Raw genomic sequence first — 22,229 nt, forward strand, 5'->3', positions numbered from 1 at the left:
TCCCCCCGTTTTCTACTCTCAACCCATGCCCCTGTGTGGCTCCCCCCCGCTCTTCCGATCTGTACCAGGGGCCGTCCGCCCCTGGTACGCCGGTCTCAGCCCGTGGCCGCGTGGCGGCCGCCGCCGCGGCGGCGGCCGTTCTTCTTGTGCCGTCGGATCATCGGCATCAGCAGGCCGGCGAGCATGCCGACGGCGAGGGCGTACGGCCACCAGCCGAGACCGCTGTCGGCGGAGGCGCTCGCGTTCTGTGTGCGGGTGTCCTGGGCGTCGGAGCCGGTGCCCGAGCCGGCCGCGGCCTTGACCGACGGTGACGCGCCGGCCTTCGCCGAGGTCAGGACGACGTCGTTGCCGTCGCCGCCCTTGTAGCTGATCCGGTACGTGCTGTCGGCGAGCTTCACCTTGGCGCCCTCGCGCAGGCCGGTGAACGTACCGGTGTTCTTGCCCTTGCCCTTGTGGTCGATCACGGTGACCTTCTCGCCGGGCCCGCCGGCGGCGCCCAGCGCGGCGAAGTCCAGCTCACCGGCGAGCTTCACCGCCCCGTTCACCCTCAACGGCTTCTCGCGCAGCACCAGTTCGCCCTGCCGGGTCTGGGTGTAGCCGCCGGTGACGGTGAGGCCGGCCACGACCACGCCCGTGTTGGTCACCGAGCCCTTCACCGTGCCCTTGCCGGACAGTGACCTGGTCACCTTCAGCCCGGCGGTGCCCACGTCGAGCTTCGCCCCGGTGGTGGTGAGCCGAATGGTCTTGCTCCTGGCGAGCGTCGCCCCGGAGCGGAGCGCCAGCGTGCCCTTGGTGACGGTCGTCGCCCCGGTGTACGTCACCGCGCCGCCCGTCAGCGTCGTGGTGGCCGCACCCGACTGTGTGAGGGAGCCGCTGCCGCCGACGCGCGACAGCGTCACGGGCTTCGAGACGTTCCGGACGACCAGTGAACCGTTGTTGACCACCTTGTAGAGGTCGCCCTTGGTGTAAAGCCCGCCGTCGCCACCGGACTTGCCGCTGCCCAGCCGCAGCACCGCGCCCTTCTCGACGGTCGTCGAGCCGTTGTAGTACTGGACGGCGGCGAACGTGACGTCGTTGCCCTTCGTGCCCTTGATGACGATGTCCCCGGCGCCGGGCGCGGCCAGCGTGTCGTGGAACCGGCCGCCGCCGATGGGGGCGCCCAGCGTCACCGGCCCGTTGTAGTCGAACGTGAGCAGTGAACGGGAGCGGGCGGCGAGGAGGTTGATGTAGACCGTCTCGGCCGTGCCCGGCATGAAGATCTTGTTGGTGGTGCCGTCGCCCCACTGGACGTTCGCGCCCTTGATGTTGGTGCCGCGCTTGTTGACGTTCTTGCGCGCGGGCGTCCAGTTCAGGGCGGGGTCGCTGAGCGAGGGGTTGGTGTCACCGCCCTGGTTCGACCAGCTGTACTGGCCGGTGAGGACCACCTTGCTGCCGGGCCGCGACTGGACGTTGATGTCGCTGCCGTACTCGCGCTGGTAGAAGTCCGCGCTCATGGTGACGGTCTGCCCCAGTGGGGTGTCCACGGTCCAGGTGCCCTGGTTGAGGATCTTCCGCACCCCCGGCAGCGAGGTCGCGAACTCCGGCGCGCCGCCGTTCACCTGGGTGCCGTTGTCGATCACACCGGTGAAGGGATGGGTGCCCGACAGGTCCCAGGTGGCCCAGAGGAACCTCGGCTGGGTGACGAGCCCGGAGCCGCTGATGGTGCCGAGGTTGTACTGGACGTCCTTCAACGCCAGTCGCAGGGTGCCGTCGACCCTGATGTTGTTCTGGTTGAGCCGGAACGCCGGGGTGTTGTACGGGTAGTGGCCGATCGCCCCGGTCGAGCCGCTGTTGCCGTACTGAAGGGTCGCGCCCTTCGCGACGGTCACGGCCGGCGGGTCCGGGTTGGTGACGGTGACGTACGGGTGGTTCCCGCCGAGCGTCTTCACGCTCTGCCGCTGCCGGGCCTTCGGCAGGGTGAAGTCGCTGTCCTTGGTGAGGACCAGCGTCCCGGTGCCGCGCACGGTGAGCGTGCCGGTACCGCTGAACACACCGTCGTACGTGGTCGTCCCGGACGGCACGGTCACCACCGTGTCACCGGTGAGCGTGACGTTCCGCCCGGCCAGCACGTCGGCGGTCACATCGCGGGGGCCTGCGGCGGTCGCGGTCGGGGCACCGAGCATCAGGGCGGTGACCGCCAGGGCTCCGGCGGCCGCCGCTGTCTTGTGGGTTTGGCTGCGCACGACATCGGAGACGGTCCGGGGCTCACCTCGATAACAGAAATTTCGCAGCGCCCGGGTTCGACGGGTCGGTTCGTTCCTGTGAGCTTGTGTTCGTCTCGCCCGACCCGTTGACCTCGGCGTAACACACCCTTACCTTTTCGCCGTTCGGAATGACTGATCTTGTGCGAAATGTCGAACGATTCTGTTTTCTTTTGTGTCCCTCCACGTGCAGCAATCTGCAGAGAGGCAGACCGCATGAGCCGCGAGCACGATCTTCCCGAGCCCCCCAACCGCAGGCTGCTCCTCAAGGGCGCCCTGGCCGCCGGCGCCTTCACCGCCATGCCGACCGCCGTCGCCCAGGCGGCCACGCCCCAAGCGGGCGCCTCCCGGCCGCCGTACGTCAATCCGCTGGTCCGCAACCGTGCCGACCCGCACATCAACCGGCACACCGACGGCTTCTACTACTTCACGGCGACCGCGCCCGAGTACGACCGGATCATCCTGCGCCGATCCCGTACGCTGCGCGGCCTGTCGACGGCGTCCGAGGCCGTCATCTGGCGCAAGCACGCCACCGGTGTCATGGGCGCGCACATCTGGGCGCCGGAGATCCACCACATCGACGGCAAGTGGTACATCTACTTCGCCTCCGCGCCCGCCGAGGACATCTGGGCGATCCGCATCTGGGTCCTGGAGAACTCCCACCCCAACCCGTTCAAGGGGACCTGGGTCGAGCGCGGCCAGCTGAAGACGGCCTGGGAGACCTTCTCCCTGGACGCCACCACCTTCACCCACCGTGGCTCCCGCTATCTCGCGTGGGCGCAGCACGAGCCCGGGATGGACAACAACACCGCGCTCTGGCTGTCGAAGATGGCCGACCCGCTGACCCTGACCGGTCCCCAGGTCCGTCTCTCCACCCCGGAGCTGGACTGGGAGATCATCGGCTTCAAGGTCAACGAGGGCGCGTCGGTCATCAAGCGCAACGGCCGGCTGTTCATGACGTACTCGGCGAGCGCGACCGACTCCAACTACTGCATGGGTCTGCTGACGATCGACGCGGACGCCGACCTGATGAACCCCGCGAACTGGTCGAAGTCCCCGACGCCGGTCTTCACCAGCAACGACACCACCAAGCAGTACGGGCCGGGCCACAACAGCTTCACCGTCGCCGAGGACGGCCGCACCGATGTCCTCGTCTACCACGCCCGTCAGTACAAGGACATCGTCGGCGACCCGCTCAACGACCCCAACCGTCACACCCGCATCCAGCGCCTCGGCTGGAAGCCCGACGGCACCCCCGACTTCGGAGTCCCCGTGGCCGACACACCCACCCCGAGCACCCGGTAAGGAGAGCTGAGATGAGACGTGCGTACGCGATGCTCCTCGCGCTCTGTCTGGCGCTGGCCGGCGCCCTCGTCACCGCCGGCCCCGCGCAGGCGGCGCCGCAGACCATCACCAACGGCACCCAGTTCACCGACAGCGGCGGCAACCCCCTGCACGCCCACGGTGGCGGGGTCATCAAGGTCGGCTCGTACTACTACTGGTTCGGGGAGAACCGGAACGCCGACAACACCTTCCGGTACGTGTCCGCCTACCGCTCCACGGACCTGAAGAACTGGGAGTTCCGCAACCACGTCCTGACCGAGGCCACCGACCCGGAGCTGGAGACCGCCAACATCGAGCGGCCGAAGGTCATGTACAACGCGGCCACCGGCAAGTTCGTGATGTGGATGCACAAGGAGAACGGCGTCGACTACAGCCAGGCCCGCGCCGCCGTCGCCGTCTCCGACACCGTCGACGGGAACTACACCTGGCAGGGCAGCTTCCGTCCGCTCGGTCAGCACATGTCCCGTGACATCACCGTCTTCGTGGACACCGACGGCACGGGCTACATGATCTCGGCGGCCCGCGAGAACTACGACCTCCAGATCTACCGGCTCACCGCCGACTACACCGGCATCGCCGCCCTCGTCGCCGACCCCTGGCACGGCGGCCACCGTGAGGCTCCGGCCCTGTTCAAGCGCAATGGCGTCTACTTCATGCTCACTTCGGGCGCGACCGGCTGGAACCCCAACCAGCAGCAGTACGCCACCGCCACCAACATCGCGGGCCCCTGGACGGCCATGGCGAACGTCGGCGACTCCACGACCTTCGGCTCGCAGACCGCGTACGTCCTGCCCGTGCAGGGCACGTCGACCACCTCGTACCTCTACATGGGCGACCGCTGGGGCAACTCCATCGGCGGCACGGTCAACGACTCGCGCTACGTCTGGCTGCCGCTGACCTTCCCGACCTCCACCACGATGTCCATGTCCTGGTCCCCGGAGGTCACGATCGACACGGCCACCGGCACGGTCAGCGGCACCAGCGCCACGTACAACACGCTGATCGCCCGCCACTCCGCCAAGTGCGCCGACGTCACGAGCCAGTCGCAGTGGGCGGGTGCCCAGATCAAGCAGTACACCTGCAACAGCGGCAACAACCAGAAGTACTGGTTCAAGTCCGTCGGCAGCGGCTACTACCAGCTGATGACCCGTCACAGCTCCCTGTGCGTCCAGGAGAACGCCAACACGGTCACCCAGGAGACCTGTAACTCCTCGGCGACGAGCCAGCAGTGGTCGCTCACCACCACCGGCTCCTACGTGAACATCAAGTCCCGCGCGAGCGGTGAGTGCCTGGACGTGAACGGCGCGTCCACCGCCGACGGCGCCGCGATCATCACGTACACGTGCAACGGCGGTACGAACCAGCAGTGGACGCGCGGCACCTGATCTCAGGCGAGTAGGTCGATCGCGTCGATCGCCGTACCGGCACTGAGGTAGGAGGTCGTCCCCGAACCGCTCACCACGTTGATCCTCAGCACGTTGTACTGACTCGTGTCCGACAGCCAGGCGGACGCCGGGACGCTGTAGGTGAACGTGTGGTTGTTGCCCCGGTAGGACCCGTTCGTCAGCGACCGGGTGTTCGGCTGGGTGGGCGGGGAGGGGATCGCCGACGTCCAGGTGTCGTTGACGACGACCTGCGGACGGCCGTTGGCGTAGGCCGTCGTCACACCGATGCGCAGGGTGTGCGCGGCGGCGGCCTGAGCGGCGGTCAGCCTGAAGTAGACGAGGAGGCCGCTGTTGACGTCCTTCCAGAGGTAGCAGGGGAACGCCGAGGTCTCGGTGCCGCTGCCGATGACCACGTTGCCGGTCCACGTGGCGGCCCGGACGTCCGACGGATGCGCGTACGTCATCAGATCCGCGTTCTTGAAGCCGCTCGGTGTGCCGTTCCAGTCGTTGATCCGCCAGATCGCGGACGCGTTGGACGGGTCGTTCGAGGACGGGATCGCGATCGAGTTGAGGGTCGTCGTGCCGCCCGCCGTGACCGACACGGAGGTCGTGTACACGGCCAGCTCGCCCTTGAAGACGGTGAGCGTGTACGTCCCCGGCAGCACCCCCGGGATGGAGAAGTAACCGTCCGACGACCGTGCCGAACCCCAGTACTGCGCCGCCGGGTTGGCGAGCCCCACCGTGTACGCGTACGACGTGTTCCGGCCGGTGATGCCGACGCCCGCCACCCGGCCACGGCCGCTCGCGGAGACGTACCCGGCCAGGCCGAGCGAGTCCGCCCACGAGGTGGTCAGCGTGCCCGGGAACAGCGACGAGGAGGGCGCCCCGCCGTCCGTGAAAGCGATGACGTACGGGCCCTGGAGGCCGAACCGCTGCTCCTCGGTCTGGTTCTGGCCGTAGTACAGGATCTCGTACAGACCGCCGCCGTCCGCGCTCTGGTGGCGCAGCAGCGAGCGGTAGAAGGGGCCGCCGGAGGCCTTCTCGTGGTTGCTGCGGACGATCCACAGGCCGACGCCGTTCGCCGACCAGCCGACGTAGTTGTAGTCCATGACCCGGAGCTTGGAGAAGTGCTTCGAGCGGGTCTGGCCGTCGGACTTCCTGAACACGTCCGAGGCCTCGATGGTGGTGGGCGCGTACGTGTACGAGTCGGGCTCGTCGTTGAGGAACAGGCCCGCCCGGGTACGCAGGATGAAGCGGGTCGCCGACACCGAGGTGTCGGCCTTGTTGGTCCAGACGTAGATGTTGTTCTCGCCGCTGCGGGCCGCGTAGTAGTGCCTGAGCGTGCCGTAGGTGACCGAGACGAGGATCGTCGAGCCGGACTGGCGGATCGTCACGGTGGAGCTGCCGAGGCCGGACTCGATGTGCGAGTTCATGCCGCCGTAGCCCTGGTACTCCGTGCCCCGGTAGACGAGCGACGACAGGTCGCCGTTGCTCTTCCTGACCTTGAACACGAGGTTCGCGCCGGTGTCGACGACGTAGTTGGTGCCGTCGTCGGTGTAACCGAAGGCCGCGGCGCGGGCGGTGCCGGCCAGCGGCCAGGCGAGCGCGGCACCGGCGGCGGTGGCCGCGGTGCCGAGGACGAAGCCGCGGCGGCCGAGGCCGGGTGCGGTCGTCGGTCTGTCGGTGGATTCGGACATGGGGGTCCTCCTCGGGTGCTGTGGGGGGGAGTGCGGGTGATTCGGAAGGGTGACAGTTGAATCGATTTCGCGAAAGGGCTTTCGCTGCGAGGAAGTTGGCAATCTTGTGAAAATGAGCCGACACCTAGAAAGCGCTTGCCAAACGGGGTACGGTCCAGCCGCCGGGTCTTGTCATCCTCCCGAGGAGCCGCAATGAGACGTTTCACTGTCGCCGCGCTGACGGCGGCGGCCCTGGGCACCGTCCTGTCGGCCGTACCCGCCCAGGCGCACCAGGGCCGGCCCGCCCTCGGCCTCGAGAACTGCGCCGCGAACGCCTGCCACTTCGACGTCCCGGCCGGCACGTACGACGTGACGGTCCGCCTCGGCGGAGCCGGCGCGGCGAGCACGAAGGTCACCGGCGAGACGCGCCGCACGCTCCTGCCGGAGACGGCCACCGAGGCGGGCGAGCCCGTCTCCCGCAGCTTCACCGTGAACGTCCGCACCCCCGAGGGCGAGCCGACCGGCGCCGACGGCACCCCCGGCCTGGACCTCGTCATCGGCGGCTCGGCGCCCGCGCTGGCCGACATCCGCGTGACCCCGGCCAAGCGGGCCCGCCAGATCTTCCTCGTCGGCGACTCCACGGTCTGCGACCAGCCCGGCGACCCGTACTCCGGCTGGGGCCAGCAGCTCCCGCAGTACCTCCGCAAGGGCCTCTCGGTCGCCAACCACGCCGACTCCGGCGAGAGCACGGTGTCCTACCTCGCCGACTCCCGGCTGTGGGCCACCGTCCAGCCGCTGATCCGGCGCGGCGACCTGGTCCTGATCCAGCTGGCCCACAACGACAAGCAGACCGACGAGGCCACCTACCGGGCGAACCTCGAAACCCTGGTCGCGGGCGTCCGCGAGAAGGGCGGGAAGCCGGTCCTGGTCACCCCGATCGTCCGCCGCTGGTTCAACGCCGACGGCACCCTGAACAACGGCACGGCCCTGCTCGTGAACGGCCTGGGTGTCGACCATCCGGCGGTCACCCGCGAGGTCGCCGCCGCGGATGGCGTGCCGCTGATCGACCTCACCGCCAAGACGAAGGCCCTGGTCGAATCGCTGGGCACGGAAGGTTCCAAGGCGCTCTACCTCTACAACGAGAAGCGCGACAACACCCACACCTCCGTGCACGGCGCGACCGTCTACGCCGACCTCGTCCGCGACGAGCTCGTCGCGCAGGGGTTGGTGCCCGCGGGGAGGACCAGGGTGGGGTAAGACCCCTGGGGCGCCCTGACCGGAACCGGGGCGCCCCAGGTCTGTGCGCGGTCGGGGGTGGGTGGTGGGGGTGCGTCGGCGGGGGCGGGTGGTGGGTGCGGGTGCGTCGGCGGGTGCGTGGGGCTTCTCGCGCAGTTCCCCGCGCCCCTGAAAAGCAGGGGCTGCGCCCCGTGCTTTTCACCCAGCGGCCCCGTTGGCCTCCAGGCCTCCAGGCCCGCAGCCCGCAGCCCGCAGCCCGTTGGCCTCCAGGCCCGCGGCCCGCAGTCCGCAGTTCGTTGGCCTTCAGGCCCGCAGACCCGTTGTCTTTCCGGCCCGGGGTTCTCTTGTCTTCAGGCTCGCAGGGCCTGATCTTTTAGGGGCGCGGGGAACTGCGCGAGAAGCCCCACCCACCCGCACCCGACAACCAACCCCAAGCCACCCCGAACCTCCCTCTTCCTTCCCGGCTCCGGTCAGAAAGCGCAGCGCATGCCCTCCCAGCCCCACGACGACCGCACCCTCAGCCCGTACACCGGCTACACCCGCGCCCACTGGGAGGCGGCAGCCGACTCGCTCCTGGCCGCCGTGGAGCCGTACGCGACCCCCGACGGGGCGCTCTACCACCTCCCGGGCGACCGCACCAGCTGGTCGGGGCGGCTCTCCGACGGTCTGGAGGGATACGCTCGCACCCTCCTGCTCGCCGCCTTCCGCCGGGACGAGAAGGCGCTCGCGCGGTACGGGGACGGCCTCGCGGCCGGTGTCTCGGGGGTCTGGCCGCGCATCGAGGACCGCAGCCAGCCCCTGGTGGAGGCCGCGTCGATCGCCTTCGCCCTGCGCGTGACACGGGACCTGCTCTGGGACCGCCTCGACGACGGTGTCCGCCAGCGGGCGGCGGCCTGGCTCGGCGACGCGCTCACCGCCGAACCCTGGCCCTGCAACTGGGAGTTGTTCCCGGTGACGGTCGGCGGCTTCCTCGAAGAGATCGGCCATGAACCGGAGTTGTCCCGCCGGGTCGTCGACCAGCGGCTCGACCGGATCGAACAGTGGTACCTCGGCGACGGCTGGTACACCGACGGCGACGGCCGCAAGTTCGACTACTACAACGGCTGGGCCATGCACCTCTACCCCGTGCTGCACGCCTGGCTCGCGAACGACGAACGCCTCCTCGCCCTCTACGGCGACCGGCTGTCGGCCCATCTCGACGACTACGCCTGCCTGTTCGGCGGCGACGGCGCCCCCCTGCACCAGGGCCGCTCCCTCACCTACCGCTTCGCGACGACCGTCCCGCTCTGGCTGGGCGCCCTCACCGGCCGTACGCCGCTGTCACCGGGCGAGACGAGGCGGCTGGCGTCGGGCGCGCTGAAGTACTTCCTCGACCGGGGAGCGGTGGACGACCGGGGCCTGCTCTCGCTCGGCTGGCACGGCCCCGACTCCCGTGTCCTGCAAGGCTATTCGGGCCCGGCCTCCCCGTACTGGGCCAGCAAGGGCTTCCTCGGCCTGCTGCTGCCGCCGGACCACGAGGTGTGGACTGCGACGGAGGAGCCGGGGCCGGTGGAGCGGCAGGACGAGGTGCGCCCGGTCGGGCCGCCCAACTGGCTGCTGCAGTCCACGCGTTCGGACGGCCTGGTCCGCCTCCACAACCACGGCAGCGAGGACGTCCGCTACGACCCCTTCTACACACGGCTCGCGTACTCGACGGTGACCGAGCCCGTGCCGCTCGCGGAGCCGGCCGCGTCGTACGACAACACCGTGCTCGTCGGTGGCGACCCCAGCCGGACGGACATCGAGCCGCTGGGTGTGGGCGAGGGGTGGGCGGCGTCCCGTCACTCGGCCGGCGGGGGAGCCCGGGTCACGAGCCTGGTGCTCGCGCGCGGCGCGGTGGAGGTACGGGCCCACCTCGTGGCGGGCGCGGCGCCCGGGACGCCGGTGCGCGTGACCGGCTGGGCGGCGCGGGCCGGCGTACGGACCGAACTCCGGCCTGCGGTCGGCCTCACCGCCGGGCACGAGGGAACGGCGTCCGGGGCCGCGCCGAGTGGGGCGATCCCCGAGGCCGGGGTCGCGCTGACAGGATCGGCCTCCGAGGGCGCCACGCTCTTCGTCGCCCTCGCCCGTCTCACCGCCGAGCCGGACCCCCTGCCCCTGGAGGAGACGGTCACCGTACGCCAGGAAGGCGACGAACTCCGGGTGTGCTGGGCCGACGGGCCCGAGGTGCGGGTCCGCCTGAGCGACGGCGCGGTCACCTCACCAGACCTCGTACCGGTCGGCGTGTCCCGCTCGGGGGCAGCACGGGGTGGCGTTGCCTGAGCCGGATCGCACCTGGCACCCGTCACTCGCTCGCGGCGTATCCGGGGGGAGTGGCCGAGGTCTCGCACGACCGCGATTTGCGCGCACGCTTCGCAGGGGAGCCGCTGGAGTCGTGTGCCGCCGCAGGCGCTGACCGGTCGGCCCCCCCGCCGCGCACGGCGCTGACACCCGGCCTGTCCCGCATCCGTTGTATCCACGGAAAACGATGGAGCCATGACCACCTTCCTGACACCACAACAGCTCGCCGGCCGCACCTCCGCCGCCGTCGAGGCGGCCGTCGCGGCCGGGCGCGAACTCGGCCTGACCGTCACCGACCCCACGGTGCTCCACGACGTCTTCTCCGTCGTCGTCCATCTCGCGCCCTCGCCGGTCGTGGCCCGGATTCCCACCGTCCTGCCCCAGTCCGACGACCTGGCCGCCCTCGCGCGCCGCCAGCAGGATGAGCTGGACGTGACACGGTGGCTCGACGACCAGGGAATCCCCGTGATCGCGCCGAGCCCGCTCGTGCCGCGGAAGCCCGTGGCGCGCGACGGGTTCTCGATGACGTTCTGGCCGTTCGTCGAGGAGGACCGGGACAAGGAACCCGACTACGTGGCGAACGCCGAGAGTGTCGCCGACCTGCACGCGGCCCTGCGCACCTACCCGGGGCGCATGGAGTTCCTGTCCGCTGCCGATCCACGGTTCATCACGGACAGCCTCGCCCGGCTCGGCCAGTACCCCACCCTGATCGGTGCGGCCGAGTTGGACCGCGCCCGCCGCGAGTGGCAGGTCCTCGAACCCCTCGTACGCTCACGCAGGGCCTTCGAGACCCGGTTCCCCGGCGTCGGCCTCCAGCCCATCCACGGCGACTGCCCGCCCGCGAACATCTTCTCCGGGGTGGACGGAGACCTTTACGCCGACTTCGAACTGGTCACGCTCGGGCCCGTCGAGTGGGACCTGGCCGCTCTCGGACCCGACCACGAAGCCGCCTACAACCGCGGCGCGCGGCGCAACGGCACGAGGCCGCTCGACGAGGAAGTCCTGGGCTTCGTCAACGCCCTGGGCATGCTGCGGGTCATCGCCACCCTCACACTGGTCCCGCAGCTTCCCCTGCTGATGGAGTACCTCAAGCCCGCCGTCGACCAGTGGCAGACGACGCCCTTCGCCGGCGGCATGAGCAGCTGACACCGACAGGCACGGCGGCCATCGGATGAGGCGGTTCTACGGCGCCGGGGGTCCGTCAGGGCTTGAGGCGGGCGATCTTGAGGGTCTTCGTGGTGGGCGAGGCTCCGGTGAGGCCGGTTGTGTAGGAGGGGGTCACCGGGGCGTAGGCCCAGGTCAGCGTCCCGTCCTTCAGTACGGCGATGTCGCCGGAGATCCGGGCCTTGACGACCTTGTCGGCGCCCTGGAGCTTGCCGTTCCAGTCGACGAGGCGAAAGTGGGTGCCCGTGAAGGTGCCGGTGCAGGTGCCGCTCGCGCACTTGGCGTTCTTCAGCGTCTCGTAGGAGACGAGGAGCCGGTTCCTGCCGTACGGGGCGACGTGGACGTTGACGTGTTCGGTGCCCTTGGCGGAGGTGAGGTAGACCGGCTTGCCCGAGGGTGTGTCGCGGTTCTTGAGGAACGCGATGGCGACCTGGTGGGTGCTGGTCCTCGGCTTGACCGTCCAGCCGCGGCCGCTGGAGTCGTCCGGGTTCTTCTTGGCGGAGGCGGCGCCGCGTGAGGCGAACCCGGTGGCGTAGCGGCCGGTGGAGGACTTGACGATCTCGCCGGTGCGGCCCGCGAAGGTGCCGCCGCAGTAGCCGGCCCAGCACTGCTCGCGCTGGACGACGGGCGCGTTGTCCGGGGCGGCGATGCCGGTGGACACGAACAGGCCCGAGCGCCAGTCGTCGAAGCAGAGGGAGGTGAAGGCGCCGGACGTCTCGGCGCGCAGGGCTATGCCCTCGTTGTGGGAGCAGCCCCAGCCCCAGCCGCCGCCGAGCTTCTTGCCCTTCGCGCCGACGTACGCCAGCTTGTCGCCGAAGTGGCCGTCGGCGAAGCCGCCCGCGCCGTGCACGACGAAGTAGGCGCCGTACTTCTTGCCGTTCCACGCGAGCTGACCGTCGAGCAGCGGGGCCGTGTCGTTGCTGGACGTGCCGGTGAGCCTGGTCCGCCAGGTCTGTTTGCCGTTCTGGTAGCGGATCAGCGCGGCGGCCGTCTCCTTCCACTTGTTGCTGTCGGAGACCCGGGTCAGCAGCGCGAACCCGTCCTTGTGCGCGACGAGCCCCCCGACCTCCTTCGTCCCCTTGACGACCGTGTCGGCGCCCGAGCGCTTCCCGGCCGCCGTCAGCGGGGTGACATGGACGCCGTCCGACGCGGGCCAGGCGACCCGCAGCGTGCCGTTCGGCGCGACGGCCGTCGCCGTCCGCGTCCACTCCCGGCTGTTGTTGTAACCGGCCGAGAGGTAGGGGAACTTCGCCGACAGGCTCACGGTCGTGTTCGTGACGGTCAGGTCACCGGCCGACGCGGTGGTCGTGGGCGCCGCCCCGGCCGTCGCGTACCAGGCACCCGCCAGCACGGACGCCGCCACGAGCGAGCCGACGACGGGCTTGCGGAGGACATGCCGGCGACGGTGCGTGGGCGGGGCGGAGGGGACGGGTGTTGCAGGTGTCATGTCCTGTGGTCGCCCCCGCAGGGCGAAAGGTTGCCGTCGAGACCACAAATATTTGAGACCTCAAGGGCGCGGTCGCTCACCTTCCCGGGGCCAGTGGGTGAGAGCCAGGTGCAAGGCCTCGACGGCCTTGTCCCACGACCTCCGCACGTCCCGGGGCGCACCGAAGCCGCCGCCGGCCTCCAGGGCGCAGTAACCGTGGAACGTGCTGCGCAACAGCCGTACGGCGTCCGTGAGGTCGGGTTCGTCGAGGCCGTACGCGCGGAGCATGCCGTAGGTGATCTCGGCGGTGCGGCGCATGGCGGGGGAGTCGGCGACGAGGACCTGGTCGACGGGGATCTGCGTGGCCGCGTACCGCCCGGGGTGCTGGAGGGCGTACTCCCGGTACGCCCCGGCGAAGGCGGCGAGCGCGTCCTTGCCGGCCCGCCCCGCCACGGCCGCCGCGATCCGCTCGATCATCTCGGCACCGGCGAGCAGCGCCATCCGGCCGCGCAGGTCCTGGAGGTTCCTGACGTGCGAGTACAGACTCGCGTCCTTCACCCCGAAGTGGCGGGCCAGGGCGGAGAGCGAGACGTTCTCGAAGCCGACCTCGTCGGCGAGATCGGCGGCGGCCGCGGTGATGCGGTCGGGGGTGAGGCCGACTCGGGGCATGGGGGTACCTCGGGGAGGGGCGTGATCCTAGGGGCCTAGGACCTCTAGGCTAACGCCTGGACCCCCATGCCGAGCCCTGGCCTCAGCCGATCGGTGCGTACAGCACGCCCAGCTTGTCGATCTCGTCGCCCGCGCGGCCGGTGAAGCCGACGATCTGCCAGCCGGAGGGGGCGGTGAAGGTCCTGGTGTCGGCGGTGGCGGTGCCGGAGGACAGCGTGCGGCCCTTGTTCGTGGAGAAGGCGGCGGAGAAGATCCGGGTGCGGCCGTCCTTCTGGCCCTGCGTGAGCTTCACGGAGGTGAGGTGCTCGCCCGATGCCAGGGTGAGGGAGGTCGCCGTGCCGCCCGTGCCGCCGTGGGTCAGCGTCGTACCGCCGTCGTGCGTGAGCGAGACCGCGTCGAGGCGGGAGGCGCCGCGCAGGGTCAGGGTGCGGGGCGAGACCGTCGAGGGGAGGTTGTCCGCGTCGTTGTACGCGGTGCCGTGCGGGCCGCCGACGAAGTCGCTGGCGCGGAGCCGGGAGTTCAGGGTCCAGGAGAAGTCGACCGTGTGCGGGAAGTGGTCGGAGAGGTTGGCGCCCGCCGAGTCGAGGAACTTGGCCCAGTCGTTGTTGTAGCGGGTGGCGGACAGGTTCACCACGTTGCTGTCACGGAAGAAGACCTTGTCGACGACCTCGCAGCCGTTGGTCGGGGCCGTCGTCGGGCAGACCAGCGCGTCGGCGCCCTGGGCCGGGGCGACACCGCCCTTGACGAGCTGCACCCACGGGTCCGTGAGGCCGTTCTCGGAGACGAGGCTGCGGATGTTGTCGCCGCTGCGCGTGTAGCGGGTGTTGGTGTCGCCCATGACGATCACCGCGTTGCCCGCCGAGTTCGCCTTGATGAACTCCGAGAGCTGCGTGACGTTGGCGCGGCGCGCGGCGAGGGCGGCGTCGTCGGAGTCGGCGTTCGTGTGCACGTTGTAGAGGTCGACGAAGGCACCCTCGTCGAGCCGCACCCGGGCCAGCGAGAAGCCCTTGGGGGTGAGGCAGTTGGTGCCGGTGCAGTTGTTCCACTTCACCCGCTGGAAGTCCTCGAACGCGTAGTCCGACAGCGTGTTGAGACCGTCGCCGAAGGGCACACCGCCACTCGTCGCCGTGCGGTACGGGTGGTCGTCGCCCGCGTAGAGCGCCGCGTGGTAGTTGAAGTCCTCCTGCACATTGACGATGTCGTACGCCCCGAGGCGCGGCGAGATCAGCGGGGTGTTCGTCGCCGGGCTGCCGGAGCTCAGCCCCTCCGGGAGGCCGGCGACGTTGTACGTCAGCACGTTGAACGTGCCGCTGGTGGCGGCCGCCGCGGGCGTGGCGCCGGTGGTGGCCAGGCCGGTGACGGCGAGCGCGCCGGCGGCGAGGGTGCCGATCAGTCTTCGCATGGGGCTCAGGGGACTCATGGGGCTCTCCGGAGGGCGGGGGGAAGATGAGCAGTGCTCAGATTCAATGTCAACCAGTGTGACGTGCAAGGCCAGTTGGGGAAACAGTGAGGGACGTGGCGATCCGCCGTATCCACGGCACCCGGTGGCCACTCCTTGATCGTTCGACGTTCATGTTTCGCCTCGATCCTCCACAGGCGGCGCGGTCGCGTCGCGAAGGCAGCCGCGGAAGGCAGCGGCATCCAGGAGGCGTTTCATGGGACACCGGCACGCGCACGGCCATCACCACCACGGACACGACCACGATCACGACCACGGGCCTGTGGCGGCCGCCGCGCTCCCCGCCGCCTTCGACACCTCCGTGCCCGACGAGGCGCTGACCCCCGAGCAGCGGTCGCGCCGCTCCCTGCTGCGCCGTGCCGGCCTGCTGGGCGCCGGGCTGACCGCCGCGAGCGTCCTGGGCCAGGCGGCGGCGACCGCCCCGGCCCACGCGGCCCCCAGCGGCCGTAAGCGCGGCGGCTTCCTGTGGCTGGCCGGCGACCACCACATCCACACCCAGTACAGCAACGACGGCAAGTACCGCGTCGTCGACCAGGTCCGCCAGGGCGCCAAGCACGGCATGGACTGGCTGGTCATCACCGACCACGGCAACGCCACCCACGCCAAGATCGGCGTCGAGAAGGTCAACCCGGACATCAGGGAGGCCCGGTCCGCGTACGAGGACACGCTCGTCTTCCAGGGCCTGGAGTGGAACATCCCGGGCGCCGAGCACGGCACGGTCTTCGTGCACCCCGGCAGGAACGAGGTCTCGGTCCTCAAGCAGTTCGAGACCGACTACGACGGTGGTGTGAAGCAGGCGACCGACTCGACGCCCGCCAACGAAGCCCTCGCCATCGCGGGCCTCAACTTCCTCGCGGAGCAGGTCCGGCGGCGCAAGGTCAAGGACATCCTGATGCTCGCGAACCACCCCGCGCGCAAGGGCATCGACTCACCGCACGAGATCCGCGCCTGGCGCGACGCCACGTCCGCGCGCCACCGCATCGCCGTCGGCATGGAGGGTGCGCCCGGCCACCAGGCCGCCGGCATCGAGAAGTCCGTCGGCATGGGCCGCGCCCGCGGTCTGTACGACGGCAGCCCGGGCGCCAACTCCTTCGCCGGTTACCCCCTGGAGAGCTACCGCACCTGGGGCGGCTTCGACTGGATGACCGCCACCGTCGGCGGCCTGTGGGACAGCCTCCTCGCCGAGGGCAAGCCCTGGTGGATCACCGCCAACTCCGACTCCCACAACGTCTACACGGACACCGCCGAGCGCGGCGGCCCCGACAGCGACTACACCACCAACGGCAAGCACACCGACCCCGTCTACAGCGGCAAGATCGATCTCACCGAGGGTGACTACTGGCCCGGCCAGTACAGCCGCACCCACGTCGGCACCGACGGCTTCTCCTACGCCGCCGTCATGGACGGCATCCGCGCCGGCCGCATCTGGGTCGACCACGGGCAGCTCCTCAGCGGGCTCGACGTCCGCGTCTCCGGCGGCAGCCGCTGGGCCACCCTCGGCGGCGCCCTGCACGTGAGGAAGGGCACCAAGGTCACGCTGACCGTCGACGTGGCGCTGGCCGGAGGCCCCAACTGGGCGGGCTTCGTCCCGAAGCTGGCCCGCGTCGACGTCATCCGGGGCGACGTCACCGGCCCGGCCGCCGACAAGGACACCTTCACCGCGCCGACCGCGAAGGTCGTGAAGTCGTACGAGGTGAACAAGTCCACCGGCACGGTCCGGCTCACCTACGAGCTCGGCAAGGTCGACCGCCCGCTCTACGTCCGGCTGCGCGGCAGCGACGGCAACCGCTCGGCCGTGGGTGCGATGGGCGCGGCGGTCGACCCGGCGGGCCCCGCCATCGACGTCGTCGGTGACGCCGACCCGTGGCGCGACCTGTGGTTCTACTCCAACCCGGTGTGGGTCCTGCCCTCGTGACCGTGACGATGTACGCCCTCACCGTGGACGCGGGGGTCAGGGACCTGCGCGCCGCGGATCACCTGCTCCAGACGCTGGCCGCCGAACTCGCCCTCCCCGAGGACACGTTCGGCTGCACGCACCTGGTGCGCGGCAACCGGCCCCGGGTCGCCCTGTCCCTCGCGGTGCCGTCCGAGCCGCTCCTGAGCACCGTCCAGGAGCGGCTGACGGCCCGCGACCACGAGGTGACACCCGGCGTCCCCGACCCGACGGGGCGCGCGGTGCTCTACCCGGGCGCCTCGTCCCTCACCGGCACGCTGACGATCGCGGACGTGCTCGACCGCTCCGCGATCAGCCGCGTGACGGTGTTGGGCACGCCCACGCAACCCTCCCCGCACACCTTGCTGATGACACAGAACCACGTACGGCCGTACTGGCACGACGGCGAACTGGTCCTCACCGTCATGCCCGCCGTCGGCGGCACCCTCGTCCCCTTCGAGGTCCCGGAGCCGACACCGTGCTGCGCGGACCACTGAGGCTCGACGGCGAGGGTTGCCGTACGAGTGAGGGCGGCCCGGCCGAAGCCGGGCCGCCCTCATCGGGTGCCGGCGCTCAGCCGATCTCGGAGAACACGAACGAGAACTCCGTAGGCTGGGCGAGCAGGTGGTACTGCGGCAGGGCGCCCGGGCCGCAGGACTGGGAGCCGATGCCCATCTGACCGTGGTCGAGGTTGACCCACACGGTGTCACCGGCCTGAAGGTCCGTCAGGTGCTCGGCGGCGTCCAGCTGTTCCGTCGTCCAGCGGCGGGCCGTGAACCAGAACTCCGGGTCGCCGTCGATCCGCAGGCCACCCAGCTCCGCCCAACGGACGTCGGGACGGGCGCCGTTCTCCTGGGGGCGGACGTACGGGGTCTGGAGCTCGTCGACCGTGGAGTGGTAACGGCTGACCATGGACGCCGACTTGGTGTCCGGGTAGCCCTCGCCGGGTCCGCCGCCGTACCACGTCACGTCGTTCGCCGACGACAGTCCGAAGCGGATGCCGAGCCTCGGCAGCGGCACGGTCCAGTCGCCCTCCGGCTCCACCGACACGGTCAGCTTCAGCCGGTCCCGGTCGGCGGTCCACCGGTACGTCGTGCGCAGGCCGATCTCCCAGGCCGCCGGTGCCACCCGGGTCCGTACCGTCAGCGCGTCCTCGCCCAACTCCACGCCGTCCAGGCGATGCTGCATCCGGTGGAATCCGAACTTGCGCCACAGCAGGCCATTGCGCGTGTCGTCCTGCCAGGACGCGCCGTCGTCGTTGTCGGTCGGCGCCCGCCACACATCCAGGCGCAGCTCGGTCACATCGAGGCCGCCGATGGTCTTCAGCGCGCCCGTGCGGACGTCGAAGGAGGCCGGGCCGAGAGAGATCAGCTTCGAGCTCGCCGTGGGACCGTCACCCGGCACCACGGTCGGCAACGGCCGCTCCACCACCGGCAGTTGGGCCCACGCAACCTGGTGGTCCTTCCTGCCCCACGCCGTGTCCCCGGCCAGCAGCGCCCGTACGGTCCACAGCGCCTCGCCCGCCGGTCCGCCGGACGGCGGCTGCGGAAGCTTCACCTCGGTCGACTCGCCCGGTCGGAGCGCCGGGACCGCGAGGGTGCCGGCCTCCACCGTCTTCCCGTCGATCTGGTACGACCACTCGAAGGCCAGCTCCGACAGGTCCGCGAAGTCGAACGCGTTGCGCACCCGGACTGTGCCGGCCGCGCCGTCACCGTCGATGCGGACCGGCTCGATGACCTTCTTGAACTCGACCAGGCCCGGGGAGGGCGTGCGGTCCGGGAAGATCAGGCCGTCGCAGACGAAGTTGCCGTCGTGCAGCTCCTCGCCGAAGTCGCCGCCGTAGGCGTAGCCCAGCTCCGGGTGCTTGACGCCGTGGTCGATCCACTCCCAGATGAAGCCGCCCTGGAGGCGTTCGTGGGCCTCGAAAATGCGCTGGTAGTCGGCGAGACCGCCGGGGCCGTTGCCCATGGCGTGGCCGTACTCGCACTGGATGAAGGGGAGACCGCGGCGCTTGTGGGTGCCGCCGTCCAGGCCCTGGCCGATGCGCTCGACCTCGGCGTGGTCGGCGTACATCCGGGAGTAGATGTCGGTGTCGCGGCAGTCCCAGTCGCCCTCGTAGTGCACCAGGCGGGAGCCGTCGCGGCCGTGGATCCACTCGGCCATGGCGGTCAGGCCGCGGCCGGTGCCAGCCTCGTTGCCGAGGGACCAGATGACCACCGAGGGGTGGTTCTTGTCGCGCTCGACCATGCGGGCCGCGCGGTCCAGGAGGGCCGGGGTCCAGCGGTCGTCGTCGACGGGGTTGTCCCGCCAGTTCTGCTCGGTGAAGCCGTGGGTCTCCAGGTCGCACTCGTCGATCACCCAGAGGCCGTACTCGTCGCACAGGTCGAGGAAGGCCGGGTGTGGGGGGTAGTGGGAGGTGCGCACGGCGTTGATGTTGTGCCGCTTCATCAGCAGCACGTCCTCGCGCATGGTCTCCAGGTCGAGCGCGCGGCCCTTCTCCGGGTGCCACTCGTGGCGGTTGACGCCCTTGAAGAGGATCGCCTTGCCGTTGACCTTGAGCAGACCGTCCTCCAGGACGACCGTACGGAAACCGATGCGGAGGGGAACGCGCTCGCCCTCCGTGACCAGCTCCCCGTCGTAGAGCTTCGGCGTCTCGGCGGTCCACGGCTCCACCGGCACGGTCACCGACTCACCGGTCTCGACATCGATGTCCAGCGCGGGCACGAGGACCCGGCCGTCGACGTCGGAGTCGACACGCAGGGTCCCGATGCCGCCGACGTGGTCGTAGGAGGCGTGCACGAAGAAGTCGAGGGCGCTGCCCGCCGGGCGGTGCAGCAGGGTGACGTCCCGGAAGATGCCGGGCAGCCACCACTGGTCCTGGTCCTCCAGATAGGAGCCCGCGGACCACTGGTGGACCCGTACGGCGAGGACGTTCCCCGCCGGCTTCAACAGGTGCCCGACCGCGAACTCGTGCGGCAGCCGGGAGCCCTTGAACTCACCGATGTCCGTGCCGTTCAGCCACACCCGGGCGCACGACTCCACACCGTCGAAGCGCAGCACCGCCCCGCCCTCGTCGAGAGCGGGCCACCCCTCCGGCAGGTCGAAGTACCGCAGATGGTCGCCGGTCGGGTTCTCCGTCGGCACCCTCGGCGGGTCCACCGGGAAGGGGTACAGGTGGTTGGTGTAGATCGGCGCCCCGAAGGCCCCGTCGCCCTGCAGCACCCAGTGGCCGGGGACGGCCACCTCCGCCCAGCCCCCGGCGTCGTACCCCTCGGCGGCGAACGAGTCGTCCTCGGCGTCGACGGTGGGGGAGAGCCGGAAGCTCCAACTCCCGTTCAGCGAGAGGGACTGGGCGTCGGAGGACGCGTACCAGGCGCGGGGCGGCAGGGCCCCGCGGCCCGGGGACACGTCCTCGACGTACTCGACGGATGCGGCGGTGGTGCCGGTGGTGCCCGTGGTGCCCGTGGTGCCGGTGGTGCGGAAAGACATCGGTCTCCTTGCTGGTTTCCTAGCCCTTGATGCCGGTCTGCGCGATGCCCTGCACCAGCCAGCGCTGGAGGAAGAGGAAGACGAACACCAGGGGCAGGATGGAGATGGCCGTGGCCATGAAGATCAGATGGAAGTTGACGGTCTGGCCGGTCATGTAGTTCGAGAGCGCGACCTGGACGGTCCACGCGCTCGGGTCCTGGCCGATGACCAGGGGCCACAGGAAGGAGTTCCACCCGCTGATGAACGTGATCGTCGCCATCGCGGCGAAGAAGTTCAGCGAGTTGGGTACGACGACCCGCCAGTACGCGCCCATGTAACCGAGCCCGTCCACGCGCGCCGCCTCCTCCAGCTCCTTGGGGAACCCGAGGAAGTACTGCCGGAACAGGAAGCAGGTGAAACCACTGAAGAGGCCCGGAATGATGAGACCCCGGTAGGTGTCGATCCAGCCGAGGGACGACACCAGCACGAAGCTGGGCACGAAGGTCACGGCGGTGGGGACCATCAGGGTGCCGAGGACGGCGTAGAAGACCTTGTTGGCGTGCTTGTACGGGATGCGGGCCAGGCCGTAGCCGGCGAGCGAGCAGACCAGCAGGGTGCCGACGGTGTGCAGGACGCCGACGACCGCCGAGTTCCACAGCGAGCGCGCGAAGTCGACCGACGGGTCGTCGAACGGCTCGCTGATGTTGCCCCACTGGATGTCGGTGGGGAACCACTTCCATTCCTCGCCGGTGATCTCCGGGTCCGTCATCAGCGCGTTGCGGACGATCAGATAGAACGGGATGAGGAAGAGGAGCGCGGCGAAGCCGGTGGCGAGGTACAGCCCGGTCGAGCCGATCACGCTGCCGGTCCGGACGCGACGCGGCTTGGCCGATACGTCGACCCGGTCCACCCGGTCCGCCGGGGGTGTCGTGGTGGTGGTCACTTGGACTCCTCACCCCTTCCGAATCCCATGAACTTGCCCTGGAGCAGGGTCACGAGGCAGATCAGTACGGTGAGGATCAGCGCGCCCGCGCTGCCCGCGCCGTAGTCCTGGCTGTCACCGAGCGCCTTGTAGTACAGCTCGACCAGGGGCGGCCTGCCCCAGGTGGTCTTCGACAACAGGTTGAAGAACTCGTCGAACGCCTGGTACGCCGCCACGAGCAGCAGCAGGATCACGGCGGTGGAGGTCGCCCGCAGCTGCGGCAGGGTGATGTGCCAGAAGGTCTGCCAGCCGGGCTTGGCGCCGTCGATCGCGGCGGCCTCGTACATCTCCTGCGGGATGTTCTGCAGGGCCGCGATGAAGAGGATCATGTAGAAGCCGGCCTGCAGCCACAGACGTACGGTCAGGATGACCAGCCAGTACCACGGCGGGTCGGGGCTGGCGAGCCACGCGGTGTTGTCGATGCCGAAGAGGCCCAGGAAGGTGTTCGCGAGACCGAAGCGGACACCGTTGAAGATCGACATCTTCCAGACCAGCGAGGCGGCGACGTAGCTGACCGCCGTCGGCAGGAAGAACACCGAGCGGAAGAACGCCCGCATGAACCGCAGCCGGTTCACCATCAGCGCCAGACCCAGCGAGGTGCCCCAGGTCAGCGGCACGATGAAGGCGGCGAAGATCGTGAAGGTGACGAGGGACCGGATGAAGTCCTCGTCCGTCAGCATCGTCACGTAGTTGTCGACGCCGATGAACTCGCTCGGCGTGACCGTGAAGCGGGCCTCGAAGAACGACAGGTAGAGGCTCCACAGGATCGGCAGATAGACGAAGATCGCCAGGCCGATCAGGAACGGCCCGGTGAAGAGCCAGAAGTTGAAGGTGGGGGAGCCCCGCAGCCCCCGCCGCGGCTTGGCCGGGGAGGCCTTGGCCGGGGCGGGGCTGGAGACGCCGTCCTTGGTGATGGTCGACATGTCGT

At 70.0% G+C, this 22,229-nt stretch carries 15 protein-coding genes; 7 read left to right on the forward strand and 8 right to left on the reverse strand.

Annotation, left to right across the window (positions count from 1 at the left end; translation table 11 throughout):
• Nucleotides 1-95: 95 nt before the first annotated feature.
• Complete coding sequence (locus ACWD26_RS42590) at nt 96-2,222, reverse strand: autotransporter-associated beta strand repeat-containing protein (RefSeq protein WP_451278909.1); 2,127 nt, start codon at nt 2,220-2,222, stop codon at nt 96-98.
• 234 nt (nt 2,223-2,456) lie between these two features.
• Between ACWD26_RS42590 and ACWD26_RS42595 the strand changes: the two genes are divergently transcribed.
• On the forward strand, nt 2,457-3,545 hold the full coding sequence (locus ACWD26_RS42595) for a glycoside hydrolase family 43 protein (RefSeq protein WP_451278911.1): 1,089 nt from the start codon (nt 2,457-2,459) through the stop codon (nt 3,543-3,545).
• 11 nt (nt 3,546-3,556) lie between these two features.
• Nucleotides 3,557-4,969 carry an RICIN domain-containing protein gene (locus ACWD26_RS42600; RefSeq protein ID WP_451278913.1) on the forward strand — a complete coding sequence of 471 codons (1,413 nt, stop codon included), beginning with the start codon at nt 3,557-3,559 and terminating at the stop codon, nt 4,967-4,969.
• A gap of 2 nt (nt 4,970-4,971) precedes the next feature.
• Here the strand turns inward: ACWD26_RS42600 and ACWD26_RS42605 are convergent, their stop codons facing one another.
• The gene (locus ACWD26_RS42605) at nt 4,972-6,666 is read right to left on the reverse strand and encodes a rhamnogalacturonan lyase B N-terminal domain-containing protein (RefSeq protein ID WP_451278915.1); all 1,695 of its coding nucleotides are present in this window, start codon (nt 6,664-6,666) and stop codon (nt 4,972-4,974) included.
• A 192-nt stretch (nt 6,667-6,858) separates the two neighbouring features.
• Here ACWD26_RS42605 and ACWD26_RS42610 point away from each other — a divergent pair, with 192 nt between their 5' ends.
• The 3 genes from ACWD26_RS42610 (at nt 6,859) to ACWD26_RS42620 (ending at nt 11,346) form a co-directional block, all read left to right on the forward strand.
• Nucleotides 6,859-7,902 carry a rhamnogalacturonan acetylesterase gene (locus ACWD26_RS42610; protein ID WP_451278916.1) on the forward strand — a complete coding sequence of 348 codons (1,044 nt, stop codon included), beginning with the start codon at nt 6,859-6,861 and terminating at the stop codon, nt 7,900-7,902.
• Between the two features lie 465 nt (nt 7,903-8,367).
• Nucleotides 8,368-10,182: a DUF2264 domain-containing protein gene (locus ACWD26_RS42615; protein WP_451278918.1), complete on the forward strand. Its 1,815-nt coding sequence runs from the start codon at nt 8,368-8,370 to the stop codon at nt 10,180-10,182.
• A 213-nt stretch (nt 10,183-10,395) separates the two neighbouring features.
• Nucleotides 10,396-11,346 (forward strand): phosphotransferase, encoded by a 951-nt coding sequence (locus ACWD26_RS42620; protein WP_451278920.1) that lies wholly within the window; start codon nt 10,396-10,398, stop codon nt 11,344-11,346.
• A gap of 55 nt (nt 11,347-11,401) precedes the next feature.
• On the opposite strand, the gene ACWD26_RS42625 is transcribed toward ACWD26_RS42620, so the two are convergent.
• From ACWD26_RS42625 to ACWD26_RS42635, 3 genes are all read right to left on the reverse strand, one after another.
• The gene (locus ACWD26_RS42625) at nt 11,402-12,811 is read right to left on the reverse strand and encodes a hypothetical protein (protein WP_451278921.1); all 1,410 of its coding nucleotides are present in this window, start codon (nt 12,809-12,811) and stop codon (nt 11,402-11,404) included.
• A gap of 60 nt (nt 12,812-12,871) precedes the next feature.
• The gene (locus ACWD26_RS42630) at nt 12,872-13,459 is read right to left on the reverse strand and encodes a TetR/AcrR family transcriptional regulator (protein WP_451278923.1); all 588 of its coding nucleotides are present in this window, start codon (nt 13,457-13,459) and stop codon (nt 12,872-12,874) included.
• An 82-nt stretch (nt 13,460-13,541) separates the two neighbouring features.
• Entirely contained in the window at nt 13,542-14,861 is a 1,320-nt protein-coding gene (locus tag ACWD26_RS42635) for a jacalin-like lectin (protein ID WP_451278924.1), read from the reverse strand.
• 253 nt (nt 14,862-15,114) lie between these two features.
• Between ACWD26_RS42635 and ACWD26_RS42640 the strand changes: the two genes are divergently transcribed.
• Both ACWD26_RS42640 and ACWD26_RS42645 read left to right on the forward strand, forming a co-directional pair.
• Nucleotides 15,115-16,833, forward strand: a complete 1,719-nt coding sequence (locus tag ACWD26_RS42640) for a PHP domain-containing protein (RefSeq protein WP_451278926.1) — start codon at nt 15,115-15,117, stop codon at nt 16,831-16,833.
• Nucleotides 16,834-16,841: 8 nt separating this feature from the next.
• Nucleotides 16,842-17,348 (forward strand): hypothetical protein, encoded by a 507-nt coding sequence (locus ACWD26_RS42645; protein ID WP_451278944.1) that lies wholly within the window; start codon nt 16,842-16,844, stop codon nt 17,346-17,348.
• 76 nt (nt 17,349-17,424) lie between these two features.
• On the opposite strand, the gene ACWD26_RS42650 is transcribed toward ACWD26_RS42645, so the two are convergent.
• From ACWD26_RS42650 to ACWD26_RS42660, 3 genes are read right to left on the reverse strand one after another with little or no spacing between them, the layout of a single operon-like run.
• On the reverse strand, nt 17,425-20,340 hold the full coding sequence (locus ACWD26_RS42650; RefSeq protein WP_451278928.1) for a glycoside hydrolase family 2 TIM barrel-domain containing protein: 2,916 nt from the start codon (nt 20,338-20,340) through the stop codon (nt 17,425-17,427).
• A 19-nt stretch (nt 20,341-20,359) separates the two neighbouring features.
• Nucleotides 20,360-21,262 (reverse strand): carbohydrate ABC transporter permease, encoded by a 903-nt coding sequence (locus ACWD26_RS42655; RefSeq protein ID WP_451278930.1) that lies wholly within the window; start codon nt 21,260-21,262, stop codon nt 20,360-20,362.
• Nucleotides 21,259-22,224 carry a carbohydrate ABC transporter permease gene (locus tag ACWD26_RS42660; protein ID WP_451278932.1) on the reverse strand — a complete coding sequence of 322 codons (966 nt, stop codon included), beginning with the start codon at nt 22,222-22,224 and terminating at the stop codon, nt 21,259-21,261. Before ACWD26_RS42660 ends, ACWD26_RS42655 begins: the two co-directional genes overlap by 4 nt.
• Nucleotides 22,225-22,229: the final 5 nt, after the last annotated feature.

This window comes from Streptomyces sp. NPDC002787, assembly GCF_053592095.1.